This is a genomic window from Burkholderia sp. ABCPW 14, assembly GCF_001523835.1.
Classification (GTDB): domain Bacteria; phylum Pseudomonadota; class Gammaproteobacteria; order Burkholderiales; family Burkholderiaceae; genus Burkholderia; species Burkholderia mayonis.
This window is the reverse complement of the sequence record NZ_LOVS01000021.1, coordinates 66,694-80,138: the sequence shown is the minus strand read 5'-3', so window position 1 is coordinate 80,138 and position 13,445 is coordinate 66,694. Positions and strand designations below refer to the sequence as shown.

At 69.7% G+C, this 13,445-nt stretch carries 14 protein-coding genes; 1 reads left to right on the top strand and 13 read right to left on the bottom strand.

The window, feature by feature from the left end; translation table 11 throughout:
- Positions 1 to 20: 20 nt before the first annotated feature.
- A complete protein-coding gene (locus WS62_RS04085) occupies positions 21 to 764 on the bottom strand; it encodes an SDR family oxidoreductase (RefSeq protein WP_066568089.1) in 744 nt (247 codons plus the stop codon).
- An 18-nt stretch (positions 765 to 782) separates the two neighbouring features.
- Positions 783 to 1,625: an NAD-dependent epimerase/dehydratase family protein gene (locus WS62_RS04080; protein WP_066568087.1), complete on the bottom strand. Its 843-nt coding sequence runs from the start codon at positions 1,623 to 1,625 to the stop codon at positions 783 to 785.
- 119 nt (positions 1,626 to 1,744) lie between these two features.
- Here WS62_RS04080 and WS62_RS04075 point away from each other — a divergent pair, with 119 nt between their 5' ends.
- On the top strand, positions 1,745 to 2,236 hold the full coding sequence (locus WS62_RS04075) for a hypothetical protein (protein WP_066568086.1): 492 nt from the start codon (positions 1,745 to 1,747) through the stop codon (positions 2,234 to 2,236).
- A gap of 281 nt (positions 2,237 to 2,517) precedes the next feature.
- Here WS62_RS04075 and WS62_RS04070 read toward each other — a convergent pair whose 3' ends face one another.
- The 11 genes from WS62_RS04070 to WS62_RS04020 all read right to left on the bottom strand — a co-directional run bounded on the left by WS62_RS04070 (position 2,518) and on the right by WS62_RS04020 (position 13,434).
- On the bottom strand, positions 2,518 to 3,333 hold the full coding sequence (locus WS62_RS04070) for a phosphorylase family protein (RefSeq protein WP_066568083.1): 816 nt from the start codon (positions 3,331 to 3,333) through the stop codon (positions 2,518 to 2,520).
- Positions 3,334 to 3,362: 29 nt separating this feature from the next.
- Positions 3,363 to 4,079, bottom strand: a complete 717-nt coding sequence (locus tag WS62_RS04065; protein WP_066568081.1) for a histidine phosphatase family protein — start codon at positions 4,077 to 4,079, stop codon at positions 3,363 to 3,365.
- Between the two features lie 25 nt (positions 4,080 to 4,104).
- Positions 4,105 to 5,595, bottom strand: a complete 1,491-nt coding sequence (locus WS62_RS04060; protein ID WP_231748184.1) for a phosphoglucomutase — start codon at positions 5,593 to 5,595, stop codon at positions 4,105 to 4,107.
- Positions 5,579 to 6,667, bottom strand: coding sequence for a carbohydrate kinase family protein (locus WS62_RS04055; protein WP_066568069.1), 1,089 nt, complete (start codon positions 6,665 to 6,667; stop codon positions 5,579 to 5,581). The genes WS62_RS04060 and WS62_RS04055 overlap by 17 nt, the downstream gene beginning before the upstream one ends.
- Complete coding sequence (locus tag WS62_RS04050) at positions 6,660 to 7,082, bottom strand: RidA family protein (protein ID WP_066486195.1); 423 nt, start codon at positions 7,080 to 7,082, stop codon at positions 6,660 to 6,662. Before WS62_RS04050 ends, WS62_RS04055 begins: the two co-directional genes overlap by 8 nt.
- Positions 7,079 to 7,825, bottom strand: coding sequence for an SDR family NAD(P)-dependent oxidoreductase (locus WS62_RS04045; RefSeq protein ID WP_066568066.1), 747 nt, complete (start codon positions 7,823 to 7,825; stop codon positions 7,079 to 7,081). The genes WS62_RS04050 and WS62_RS04045 overlap by 4 nt, the downstream gene beginning before the upstream one ends.
- Complete coding sequence (locus WS62_RS04040) at positions 7,822 to 8,511, bottom strand: DJ-1/PfpI family protein (RefSeq protein ID WP_066568063.1); 690 nt, start codon at positions 8,509 to 8,511, stop codon at positions 7,822 to 7,824. The genes WS62_RS04045 and WS62_RS04040 overlap by 4 nt, the downstream gene beginning before the upstream one ends.
- Complete coding sequence (locus tag WS62_RS04035) at positions 8,508 to 9,581, bottom strand: inositol-3-phosphate synthase (protein ID WP_066568060.1); 1,074 nt, start codon at positions 9,579 to 9,581, stop codon at positions 8,508 to 8,510. The genes WS62_RS04040 and WS62_RS04035 overlap by 4 nt, the downstream gene beginning before the upstream one ends.
- A 512-nt stretch (positions 9,582 to 10,093) precedes the next feature.
- Positions 10,094 to 11,752, bottom strand: a complete 1,659-nt coding sequence (locus WS62_RS04030; RefSeq protein ID WP_066568052.1) for a GMC family oxidoreductase — start codon at positions 11,750 to 11,752, stop codon at positions 10,094 to 10,096.
- 284 nt (positions 11,753 to 12,036) lie between these two features.
- Positions 12,037 to 13,008 (bottom strand): alpha/beta fold hydrolase, encoded by a 972-nt coding sequence (locus WS62_RS04025; RefSeq protein WP_066568050.1) that lies wholly within the window; start codon positions 13,006 to 13,008, stop codon positions 12,037 to 12,039.
- A 6-nt stretch (positions 13,009 to 13,014) separates the two neighbouring features.
- Positions 13,015 to 13,434 carry a PaaI family thioesterase gene (locus WS62_RS04020; RefSeq protein WP_066486168.1) on the bottom strand — a complete coding sequence of 140 codons (420 nt, stop codon included), beginning with the start codon at positions 13,432 to 13,434 and terminating at the stop codon, positions 13,015 to 13,017.
- Positions 13,435 to 13,445: the final 11 nt, after the last annotated feature.

Here is a 13,445-nt window from a genome sequence, read left to right as displayed (position 1 = left end):
TCTCCCACGAAGCGCCACAGCTAAACAACCTGCTCCCCCCCATCGACAGTCAACGCCGCCCCCGTCACAAACCCATTCACCATACAAGCAATCACCACCCCGGCCACATGCTCGGCCCGCCCGATCTGCCTCCCCGGCAGCTTCGCCGCGTGCCCTGCAAAAAACGCCGCGCGCCGCGCCGGATCGAGCGCGTTCCAAAGCGGCGTATCGAGCAACCCCGGAATCACGGTATTCACACGTCGCGGCGCAAGCTCGACCGCCAGCGCCCGCGCGATGCCTTCGATCGCGCACTGCGACGACGTGAACAGCGATTTTCCCGCCACCGGCCTGCGGCTCAGCGACCCCGTGACGAACGTGATCGATCCCGTCTCGGCGAGATGCGCGAGCGTTTCCTTGACGACGACGAGCGACGACCAGAACAAGCTGTCCCAGTGCCGTTTTAGCGTATCGAGATCGTCGGCGATCGAATGCGGCGCGATGTCGTGAGCGACGCTCAAACACAGATGATCGATGCGCCCGATGCGCTCGGCAAGCCGCCGAACGTCGCGCGGCTCGCGTACGTCGGCCGCCTCGGCGATCACGCCCGCACCGACGATCGCGGCCGCGCGATCGAGCCGCGCGCGATCCCGTCCGACGATGATCGTCTGCGCGCCGAGCCGCGTCGCCTCGCGCGCAAGCGCGAGTCCGACGCCGCTCGATCCGCCGACAATCAGCACGCGCTGTCCGTCGAGTGAATAAATGCCGTTCGAATGCGTCGCGTTCATGATGACCTCGCGTTCATCTCATCGTTCGTCGCGCCACGAATGGATCGGCTCGAAGCCGAACAGTCGCTTCGCGTGTTCCGGCGCGAAGAAGCTGCCGCTTTCGCGCAGCCGCCCCGGCACCGGCGCGCCGGGAAAACGCAGCTTGAAGAGCGCGTCGATCGGCTGGGCCATCACGGTGTCGCGCGCGGACACGAACACGTTGTGCACGCCGATCGGCCGCACTTCGACCGCGAGGCGGCATGCGCGGGCGAGGTCGCGCGCGTCGATGTACGACCACAGATGCCAGCGGCGCGCCTGCGGATCGCCGTGGTACTGCGTGTAGTGCGGATAATCGGCCGGGTCTTCGATCACGGGCGCGCGCAGGCCGACGATCGACGTGTGTTCGCCGCAAAAAAAGCCGGCCATCTGCTCGGTGACGATTTTCGACAGCGCGTATGTGGAGCCCGCGCGCACGGGCGAATCTTCGGTCACGGGCACGTCGATCTCTCCCGACGGATCGAACAGGTCGTTCACGACCGCTGCGCTCGACAGCCACACGATCGAATGGATGCCGAGCAGGCGCGCGGCCCTGAACACGTTGTAGTTGACGGTCAGGTTGTCGCTGAACGTCTTGCCCGGCGGGAACATGCCGGGCAGCGACACGTTCGCGAGATGGACGATCGCCTCCGCGCCTTCGAACGATTCGACGGCTTGCCCGAGGTCGCGCAAATCGGCCTTCATCGAAGGCAGATGCCCGAGCGCGCTCGATACGACGGTGGCCTTCACATCGACGCCGAGCGTGTCGTAGCCATGCGCGGCGAATTCGCGCACGACGAACGCGCCGGCCTTGCCGGCGGAACCCGTGATGACGATCCTTGTCATGCTCGCCTCCAAAAATCGTTAAAGTAAGGATTTCGATGTGTCGCGGCCGCCGAACGCGGTCGCGTTTCGTCGATACGCACGCTGCGCGGCCTCGCGCTTCGCAGCCGCACGGAGGAACCATGGTTCGACCATCCGTCGAAGCGGCGCTCGAACAGACACTGTCGCTGGCGGTGCCGGCGATGACGGCGATGTTTCGCGATCCGTGGTGCGTGATCGGCAGCGCCGCGCTCGCGCTGTACGGCGTCGACGTCGCGCCGAAGGACGTCGACGTGCTGACGAGCATGCGCGACGCAGACGCCGCGATCGCACATTGGGCCGCGTCGCGCCGCGCCGAATTCCGTCCCGTCGACGATGCACGTTTTCGGTCGCGCTTCGCGCGGTTCGGCTTCGCCCCGCTCGACGTCGAGGTGATGGGCCGTCTCGAAGTCAACGACGGCCGCGCGTGGCGCGAGGTCGTCGTCGATTCGATGCGGTACGTCGCCGTCGCGAACGTGAAGGTGCCGGTGCCGTCGCCGCTCGCGCTCGAACGGATGTTGCGGCTGTTCGGGCGGCGCAAGGATCTCGAACGCGCGGCGTTGCTGCGGCGGCGCTTCGATGTGCTGAGCGGTTAGCCATCGGCCGCTGCGATGCGAATCGAATGAGCGAAGCAAGCCAAGCAAGCCAAGCAAGCCAAGCAAGCCAAGCAAGCCAAGCAAGCCAAGCAAGCCAGGCGAAGGCAACGCGCGCGATGCCGCCGGCCATCGCAACGGTCGAATCGATGGAATCGTTCGCGGCGCTGCCCAGTCGCACGCGATCGGAAACGACGCGCGCCGTTTCTGAACCGCATCGCTGCCGCCCGACGGCGACGCGCCGCACGCGGCGTCCGATCGCGCGCGCAAGGCCCGGAACCCGCTCAAGCTGCCGCCTCGATCTGCAGCACGGTTTCGGCGATCTTCGCGAGCGTCGCCGCCGCGGGCTGCATGCCGGCGAGCACGAACGGATGCGTCACCGCGTTGTGCGGATCGAGTCCTTCCGCCCAGTTGCAGTTCGCGCAGATGAGCGCATACGGAATCTCCATTTGCCGGCACAGCACGAGCTCCGCGCCCGCCGTCATGCCGAGCACCCGGTTGCGCCGGCCCTGGTAGACGCGGCGGTACATATCGACCTCGGCGACGCTTTCGAACGCGTCGCCGACCGACTGGATGTACAGCCCCTCCATCAGCAGCTTCGCGCCCGCTTTCTCGGCCGCGAGCGCGAGGTTCGCGCGCAGCCGTGCGTCGAACGGTTCGCGCATCGACGGATGCACGTGCTTCGCCAGCTTGCCGAAGCTGTGCGACACGCTCGACAGGCCGCGCGCATAGTCGTCGGGCGCGAGGAACACGTTGTCGGCGGCGAGCGGCAGATCGAGGTCGAGCGAACCCACCGAGTTGAACGCGTAGACGCCTTGCACGCCGAGCTCGTGCAGGTGCCAGATGTGCGCTTCGTGTCCGAGCCCGGCGACGAGCTCGGCCGGGCTGCGGTCGGGAATCTCGAGCGTCGGGCCGTGCCGCGGCAGGATGATCGCTTCGACGCCGCCGATTCGGCCCGTCGTGTAATGCAGCACGGCGCCGCTGCGTCGGCCGAACGTGACCCGCACGTTCTCGATCGTCTCGCGGTTGCCGAGGAATGCGTCGAGGCCGCGGGCGAGCCCGGTGCCCGCGATGATGGCGATGCGCTTCGAGCGTGGCATGCGTAACTCCTGTCGAGTGATGGAAGGCGCTATCCGTCGCGCCTTCCGGTGAGCGGCGACGCGTCGCGCGTCGCGGCGGCGTCGAGGGCGCGCGCGTCGTCGGGCGGCGCGTATGCATGATCGGGATCGGCTCGCCACGCGGGCGACAGATGCGACGTGTCGCCGAGCGGTCCGAGCGCAATGTTGCTTCCGTCGCGCACGATCAGCGAAACCGAGCACGCATGGATGCCGGCGATCTGCCTGAAGCGCGACAGCGGCGTCGCGCCGTAGAACGCTGCGAGCAGCCGGATCGGCGATTTGTGCGTGACGAGCGCGATGTCGTCGAACGCATCGACCGCGTCGCGCACCGCCGACGTCACGCGCGCGAGCACCGCGAGCCCGGTTTCTCCGCCGGGCGGCGCGCGGGTCGCCGGGTCGTCGATCCAGCGCCGGTACGCGGGCTCGTCGCGCACGTCGTCGGGCACGCGTCCTTCCCATGCGCCGAACGACAGCTCGCGCAGCCGTTCGTCGACGAGGATCGGCACGCGGTTCGCGTCGGCGATGTGGCGCGCGGTCTGTCGCGCGCGCAGCGACGGCGACGTCACGACGACGGCGATGCCGCGCAGCGCCGGATGCCGCGACGTCTCGATCGCCATCCGGTGCCCGAGCGCCGTGAGCGCCGGGTCGCGCGCGCCGCAGAAGCGCCCGTCGACGGTGTCCGGCGTCGGGCCGTGGCGGATCAGAATCAGGCGATAGCGATCGTGCACGGGGTGTTCCTCCGACGGCGCGCGGCTACGGGCTTCGCTCGGCGGCGAGCGCGCGGGCGACGTGCGCGGCGAGCGCCGTGGCCGCGCCGGCCGCTCGCGCGCTCAGCAGCTCGCCGTATACGCGGATGCCGCCTTCCGTCGTGGACGGCCGCAACAGCAGCCATTCGCCGCTGTCGAGCGAAAACTTGACGCCGTCGACGGTCGTGATGCGCGCCGTACGTGCGTCGAAGCCGCATCGTTCGAGCGCGCGCCGGCCGGCGGCGCGCAGCTGCGTGTCGGTGGCGTCGCCGTCGACGTGCGACTCGTGCCAGTCGAAGCGGCCGTAGCGATGCCGCAAGTCCGAGACGAGCGACGCGAGCGGCCGGCCGCTCGTCGCGAGCAGGTCGGCGAGGAGTGCGACGGCGCCGAACGGATCGCGGTCGACGCCGAATTCGGCGAACGCAAGATCGCCGACGCCGCCGGCGCCCGCGTCGATGCGGCCCTCGACGAGCAGCGGCGACAGGTGCTTGAAGCCGACCGGCAGCTCGACGACGGGGCGGTGCCATCGCGCGCACATCCGGCGCACCAGCGCGCCCGTTGCCGCCGTGATCGCGATGCCGCGCTCCGGATGGCCGTATCGCCGCCGATGCCGATGCGCGAGCAGCAGCGCGAACAGTTCGTGCGGCTCGACCGTGCGCCCGTCGCCGTCGATCGCATAGACGCGGTCGCCGTCGCCGTCCACGACGAGGCCGAGATCTGCGCGCCCGGTGCGCACCGCGTCGGCCGCGCGGCCGCGGCTCGCGGGCAGCGACGGATCGGGCGCGACGCCGCCGAAGTTCGCGGACGGCGTGCAGCCGAGCGGCGTCGCCGACCAGCGCAGCGCGCCGCAAAGGCGCAGCATCGCGCCGCCCGCGATGCCGCCGAGCCCGTCGACGACGACGCGCAGCGGCCGCTCCGGCGTCGCGGGCAGGCGCGACAGCACATGCGCGACGTGTCGGTCGATCCACGGCGACGCATCGCATTCTTCGAAGATCGCGTCGCCGGGACCGCGGGCATCGTCCGCGCGCGCTTCGTCGGCTTTGCCGGAAGGCTTGCCGGGCGGTTCGCCGAACCGCGCGTCGCCGGCGGCGCGCTCCGAGTCGTCGAACAGCTCATCCGCGCGCCGTTCGAGCTCGGCATCAAGCGAGCAGCCGGGGCGGCCTTTCGCCTTCACGCCGTTCCATTCGGGCGGGTTGTGGCTCGCGGTGACGAGCAGCGCGAGCTCGGCGTCGCCCGCGCCGACGAGGTACGACGCCGTCGGCGTCGGCAGATGCGCGACGATGCGCACGGCGCGCGCGCCCGCGTCGCCCGCCGCGCGCGCGACGAGCTGCGCGGTGCGGCGTCCGAGACGGCGACAGTCGTAGCCGACGACGACGCGCGGGCCGTCGCCGTCCTGTGCGCGCGCGATGGTCACGATCGCCGCGGCGAGCCTCGCCGCGCGCTCGGGCGTGAACGTGCGGCCGATGAGGCCGCGCCAGCCGTCAGCGCTTCGCCGCATGCGCATGGGCGGGCTCCTTGGCTCGCGGCGGCATCGCGACGCGCGGCGGCGCGGATGTGCCGCCCGGGCCACCGAGCGTCGCGTCGAGCAGCGCGTCGAGCGTCGGCAGGCCGTCGCGTGCGCCGCGCGTGCCGACCGCGCATGCGCCGCCCGCGTTGCCGAGCCGCAGGCGGCCGGCCGCATCGAGGCCGGCGAGCCGCGCGAGCAGATACGCCGATGCGAACGCGTCGCCCGCGCCGGTCGGATCGACGACTTTGCACGAGTGCGCCGGCGCGCGCGTCTCGACGCCGCGATGGCGGGACAGCGCGCCGCGCTCGCCGAGCGTGACGACGACGTCGACCGCATTCAGCGCGTCGAGCACGCGACCGTCCTGCCCGCACAGATGCGCGAACTCGCGCGCGTTGGCGAACACGACGTCGCATCGCGGCAACAGCGGCAGCGCGAGCGGATCGCGCGAGTACATCCCGGACGGCGTCCAGCACAGCGCGGCGGCCGGATGGCGCGCGCGCGCGAGCGCGATCGTCCGCGCGAGCGCGTCGATGCTCGGATCGAACAGCATGACCGCGTCGCAGTGCGCGACGCCCGACAGCGCGGCGCGCACGTCGTCGGCGGTGAGCGATTCGTTTGCGCCACGATCGAGCAGCATGTAGTTGCGGCGCTCGGGGCCGAGCACGGGGATGATCGCGCGGCCGGTGTGCGCGTGCGCGACGCGCCGCACGAAGCGCGTGTCGATTCCGCGCTGGTCGAGGTCGACGAGCAGCCGCTCGCCGTCGGCGTCGTCGCCGACGGCCGCGACGATCGAAACCGCCAGGCCGAGCGCCGCCAGCGCGGACGCGCAGTTGCCCGCATGGCCGCCCGGCAGCGTGATCGCGCGCACGGGCAGCGAGTCGCCTTCGCTCGGCGACACGTCGCTGTACAGCAGCAGATCGACGTTCAGCGAGCCGACGACGAGCACGCTCGCCTGCCGCGCGACGCGCGGCAGCGTCGCCCGCAGGCCGCGCGGATCGGCTGCGCCGGCTGCGTCGGCGGTGGCGGCGTCGCGCGATGCGGGCGCGTCGGCGTGGCTAGCCACGTTCGCCGTCCTCGCCGATCACGGCGATTCCGCTGATTTCGACGACGCAGCCCGCCTCGGCGAGCGACGCGACCTGCACGAGCGTGCTCGCGGGCGGCGGCGTGCCGAGCACGCGGTTGCGAACCGCGGACACCGCGGGAAAATCGGCGATGTCGCGCAAATAGATCACGACGTTGACGAGCGCCGACAGATCGCCGCCCGCCGTGTCGAGGATGCGCGCGAGGCGCTCGAACACGGCCTCGGTCTGCGCGCCGGCATCGCCGGGCGCGAGCACGGCGCCGTCGGCGTCGGTCGCGACCTGGCCGCTGATGAAGAGCAGGCGCTGTCCCGCGCCGATCGGCACGGACACGGCGGGCGAATACTTGCCGATCGGCCGCGAATGGCCGGCCGGATGAACGGCTGTGAAGATCGTCACGTTGGGTTTCCTCCCGGGAACGGACCGAAGCTGGACGCGAACGCGGTCACGCGCAGCTCGCGGATTTCGATATGAGGCGGGCCGTCGAACAGATCCGCGACGATCGTCGCGACGTCGGCCGCATCGAGCGCGCCGGGACGGCTGCCCGGCGCGGCCGATGCGTGGCCGCCCTGGAAATGCGTGTCGATGCGGCTCGGCAGCACGGCGGTCATCCGGATGCCGCGCTCGCGCAGCTCCTGCCGCGCGACGTCGAAGAACTGATAGAGGCCGGCCTTCGACGCGCAATACGCGCCGCGCTCGGCGAACGGCCACACGCTTGCGTCGGACATCATGCCGACGATCAGCGGATGAGCGGCCGTGAGCAGCGGAATGCACGCCTTCAGCGTGTGGAACGCGCCGTCGAGGTTGGTGCGCAGCGTGCGGCGCCATTCGTCGGGCGTCGTGTCGGCGATGCGCGCCCACCGGCCGCATCCCGCGTTGACGACGACGCCCGCGAGCACCGCATCCTGCGCGCGCAGTGCGCGGCCCGCCGCGTCGACCGCGCCGGCGTCGCCGACGTCGACGGCCGTCGCACGGACCCGGCATCCGGTTGCGCCGAGGCGTCGCGCGATCGCGTCGAGGTCGGGCGCGGACCGCGCCCACAGCGCGAGATCGTAGCCGCGCCGCGCGAGCGCCTCGGCGATCGCGAGGCCGACGCCGCGGCTCGCGCCCGTCACGAGGACCGTGCCGCGCCGCATGCTCATGCGGCCGTCTCCAGCAGCCGCGCGGCCGCCGCGCCGCGGCCCGGGCGCAGCTCCATTCGGGCGGCCACCGGCGCGACCGCGTACGGTGCGACATCGGCGAGCAGTTGAAACGCGAGATCGGTCGCCTTCGCCGAAGGCGACGCATCGCCGCCGACCGAGCATAGGCGGCCGTCCGCGACGAGTCCCACGGCGGGTTCGACGGACGGCGCGACGTCGCGCAGGGATTGCCGCTTGTCGCGATGAATCGCGAGGCGTCGTCCGTTCGCGACGCCGGACGCCGCGACGATGAGCGCCCCCGAGCACACGGCGTAGATCGCCGCGCCGCGCGCGTGCGCGCGGGCGAGCGGCGCCGCGAGCGACGGCTGCCGGGCCGCGTCCGCCGCGCCGCGTCCGCCCGGCACGACGATCGCATGCGCGCGTTCGAGCGCGTCGAGCGTCGCGCCGCATGCCAGCTCGACGCCGCACGATGTCGTGACGACGCGCGACGCCGCCGCGATCACGACGCACAGCCGCGCGCCGCCATCCGGCGCGGGCACGGCCGACGCCTTCGCGAGCACGGCGTGCACGCCGAACAGATCGAGCGCATCGACGCCGTCGTACGCGAGCAGAACGGCTTCGATCGCGTCTGTCGCCTCAGCGCGGCCGCCGGAGCGCGCGGCGCCGCGTTCCGATTGCGCGATCGTCATGCTCGAACGGCGGACGCGTCGAGCGTGCGAAAGCTCGCGTCGATGCTTTGCGGCGTGATCTTGTCGTGTCCGCCGACGGGCGACTTCAGCAGCTTCGCGGCCGCCGCCGGAAAACCGGCGAGCTTCGCGCGGCGCGACGCGGCGGCGATCCGGATCAGGTCGATGATGACGCCTGCGGCGTTGCTCGAATCCTGCACCTTGAGCTTCAGATCGAGCTGCACCGGCGTGCCGCCCCAGCCGAGGCCCTCGATGTTCACGATCGCGACCTTGTTGTCCTTCAACTGGCCGATGTAGCCGGCCGACGGAATGACTTCGACGCGCGACGTATCGACGCCGTCCTGCGCAAGCGCGTTCAGCTTCGACTGCTGCTTGCTTGCGCCGCGCTCGCGCAGGTTGCGGAAGTCCTCATTGCCGCCGAAGTTCAGCTGATACGAGCTTTGCAGCGTGATGCCGCGGTCGCTCAGCAGCCCGAGCAGCGCGCGATGGACGACGGACGTGCCGAAGTGGCTCGCCAGATCGTCGCCGACGAGCGGCACGCCGGCTGCCTGATACGCGTCGAGCAGCGCGGGCGTGCGCGCGACGCGCTCCGGCGTGCAGTTGACGAACGCGACGCCGACGGCGAGCGCCGCGCGCGCATAGGCTTCGGCCGCCCATTGCAGGCCGGTCGGCAGCGAATAGAGCAGCACTTCCGCTTCGCTTTCGCGCAGCCGGCGCACGACGTGCTTGAACGCGGCGTCGCCGTCGCCGTCGCCGGCGGTTTCGGCCGTCAGCCCCTGATCCACCGGAAACGCGATCGCGGGCAGCGGCACGCCGAGCATCGGATAGTTGTTCGGCGACGCGAGCACGGCCGCGTCGAACGGGCGGCCGACCTTGTTCGGATGGACGTCGAATGCGGCGACGAACTCGACGTCGCTCACGCCGATGCCGCCGATGCGCGGCCGCTTGACGCCGACGAACTCACGCTCGTCGATGCCCTGGTCGTGGAGCGCCCGATAGTATTCGACGCCTTGGAACAGCGCCGATATGTTGTTGCCCACGCCGGCGACTGCGAGACGAATGCGTTGAGCCATGTCGCTGTCTCCTCGTAACGTACGTGTGTCCATTGAGTCGGATCGTTTGCCGCAATATCGCGGAACCCGGCCGATCAATCGGTTCGGTTTCTAAGTTTCGGTTTGAATGGACGGTTGAATCGGTGAAATGGAAGGTGGCGGTTTTTATTGATGAGGCGGTTTTATAAAGAAGTGCAACTCTTCCATGTTAGTCGCTGGCATCCGGTTATCAAGGTGAAAGATGGTGAATTGACGACGGAAATTGCGTGACGGAACCGTGAATGAAATTCTTTTCGTATTTTAAATGGGGGCGAATTCTTTTAATCGTGATCCAGTTAAGTGGAAATTTTTGTATTTGAACGTGATGCATGTGGTAAATTTCAATGAGAATATTTTAAATTAATTAACCGGTTGCATGCGATTCGGAAAACGACCCTAAATCGATGTCGGCCGGATCGCGTCGTCCGGCCGACGATGACGATGCTGGCGCGCGACGCGCGACCGATCGGATCGCGCGCGCCGCAGCGAATTCGTCACTGCCCGCGCAACCGCCCGATCCCAAGCAACAAATCCGCCGCCTTCTCCGCGATCATCATTGCCGGTCCGTTCGTGTTGCCGGACGTCACGGCCGGCATCACCGACGCATCGATCACGCGCAGTCCCGACACGCCGCGAACCTTTAATTGCGGATCGACGACAGCCATCGCATCGACGCCCATTCGCGCGGTGCCGACCTGGTGATAGCCGGTCGCGGCCGACTGCTTCGCATAGCCGATCATCGCGGAAAGCGTCGAAACCGACGGTCCGGGCGTGACTTCGCGCGCGCCCCACGGGGAGAGCGACGGGCGCGTCGCGACATCGCGGATGAAGAGCGCCTGCTTCGCGACCACTTCGAGATCGTGCGGATCGGCGAACACGCGCGGGTCCATGCTCGGATAAACGAGCGGATCGGCGCTCGTGAGCCGCACGCGCCCTCGGCTTCGCGGCGCGATCGCCATCGGCACCAGCGTGAAGCCGCGCTTGACGGTCGGCAGGAACGGGTTTGTCGACAGCAGGATCTGCGCGTCGGGCGTCGCGAGCGACGCGTCCGTCCTCATGAACACGGTCGCTTCCATGCCGGTCGTGAACGACTTGGCGTTCTCCCGCGTCGTCTCCCACACCATCGAGCACGCCGCGTGATCGTGAAGGTTCGCGCCGACGCCCGGCAGATCGACGACGGGCCGAATGCCGACGCGTTCGAGGTCCGCCGCAGGGCCGATGCCCGAGTGCATCAGAATCGCCGGCGACATGATCGAGCCCGCGCACAGCAGCACTTCGCGCGCTGCGCGCACCGCGATCGTTTCGCCGCGCAGCAGGAAGCGTACGCCGAACGCGTGATGGCCGTTCAACAGCAGATTCAGCACGCGCGCCTGCGTGACGATCGTCAGGCGCGGGTGCGTTTTGATCGGCTCGACGTAGCACGTCCATGCGCTCGCGCGCCGGCCGTCCGGCAGGATCGTGAATTGCGACAGCGCCGCCCCGGTGCTGTCGCGGCCGTCGTTGTAGTCGCCGCGATCGGGCAGGCCGAGTTCGGTCGCGGCCGCGACGAAGTCGTGCGCGAGCGGCGTCATCGTCGGGCGGCCGATGTCGAGCAGGCCGTCGTGGCCGTGCGCGTGCAGCGGATCGTCGAGCCGGAAGCGTTCGAGCTTGCGGAAATACGGCTCGACGTCGCGCCACGCCCAGCCCGCCGCGCCGCGTTCCGCCCAGCCGTCGAAATCCTGCGGCAGCCCGCGCACGTACACCATTCCGTTGATCGCGCTGCTGCCGCCGAGCGTCTTGCCGCGCGGCCAGTCCATGCGTTGATCGGCCGCGTGATGCTGCGGCTGCGTCGTGAACGCCCAGTCGACTTCGCTGTGATAGAACTGCATCACGCTCGGCGGCTCGTGAATCGCGGGCAGGCTGTCGGTCGGCCCGGCTTCGAGCACGAGCACCTTGTGGCCCGCGTCGATCAGGCGTCGGACGAGCACCGAGCCCGACGAGCCCGCGCCGATCACGACGTAGTCGTAGACGCCCGCGGGCGATGCCGCCGACGCGGCGGACGCCGTGCCGATCAATGGCGCGGCGGCGATCGTCTTCAGCGTCTTGTCGATGAAATTGCGGCGTTGTTGTCCGTCTCGCGTCAGGCCGGCGCGACGGCGGTGCGGTGCGGGCATAGGCTGTCCTCGAAAAAGTCGGTCGGTGGTTGTCGGATTGCGAACGGGTCGCGCAGAGAGTGGGCACGATCGGTTCGCTGCGGTGAAGCTCCGTATCCGCGGAGGGGCGGCGGAGGGGCGGCGCTCGGCGGCGCGTGGCGGCGGCATGATGGGCGCGCGCTGCTCGAAGCGGCGGCGCGCATTGCGCGGCGATTGCGGAATCGAACGCGTTCGCGAAGCATGGTGTCCGGACGAAGGGCGCGCGCCGATCTTCGGCGTCGCGCCACGCGTGCGGCCGAACGCGCTCAGCCTTCCCGCTTCGCCGCCATCCAGTCGAGCAGGAGCGCCGCGAACGCATCGCTGTCTTCGAGTTCCGGCGAATGCCCCGCATGCTCGAAGCCCGGATGCCGAACCGCGTGCGGCACGTGCCGCGCGATCGACCATTTGTCGCTATGCCGATGCGTGCGGTCCGCCGCGCCCCACGTGAGCAGCGTCGGCTGCCGGACTTGCACGGCGCGCGGCGCTGCGTTGTAGAAGCGCTGCCACAGCGAGCCGAGGCAGCAGAACGCGCCGTGGTCGAACGACGTGTCGAGCATCGGCGCGAATTCGCGGTAACGGTCTTTCGCCATCGCCTGCCGGAACCAGCCGGTGCCGATCTTGCGCGCGCCGAACGCGCACGCGCACTGCCCGACGACAGGCGTCGCGAGCAGGTTGCGCGCATCGACGTGCCGCGCCCACGCGACCTGTTCGTCCCACGCGGGGCTTTGCCAGAGCAGCAGCCTGTCAACGAGCGCCGGCTGCGCGGCCGCGATCTGCAACGCGATATGCGCCCATACGCACGAGAACGCGAGCAGGTAAGGTCCTTCGTTCAGGCTCGCGAGCATTGCTTCGATCGCGGCGCGGTAGTCGTCGAACGAAAACGTGAATTGCCGGTTCGGCACGGAGAAGCCGAAGCCGGGCGGCTCGAAGCAGACGATGCGCGCGTGCGGCGCGACGAGCGAAAACAACCGGTCGAAGTGCTCGATGACGCTCGGCGGATCGCAGACGAGCACGATTGTCGGCTGTCCGCTTGCGCGCGGGCCGGCGGCGCGCACACGGATCGTCGCGGTCGGCACGTCGATGAAGCGCACGTCCGGCCGCGACTGCGCGGCCCAGCCTCCTCTGATTCGCGACGCGCGGAAACCGAGCCGCAGCGGATCGAGCCACGTCATGTCGATGCCGTCACGCCGTTCGCGAACGGCCGCACGCGGCGTGTCCTTCAGGCGCGGGGTGCTCATCGCGATTTACTTCGTCGGCCAGAGGATCATCTGCGTGCAACGGAACGTCGCGAGCAGCTTGTCCGTTTCGCGATGCCGGACGGTCGCGTCCCACACTTGCGTCGTCCGGCCGCTATGAATGGCGCGCGCCTCGCAGACGATCGTGCCGTCGCGCGCCGCGCCCATGAAGTTGCTCTTCAGTTCGAGCGTGCTGAAGCTGGACGCGCCCTCCGGCAAGCTCGCGAGGCACCCGTAGCCGCACGCGGTATCGGCGATGCTGACGATCGTGCCCGCATGGAGGATGCCGTGCGCGAGCACGGCCTTGCGAATGGTCAGCTCGGCGAGCACGTGGTTTTTCTCGACTTGGTTGACGACGATGCCAAGCAGGCCCGGCAGGTAGTCGGCGCCGAATCGGTTGAAGTAGTCCGCGTCCAGTTTTTCTTGCATGCTGCGTTCCT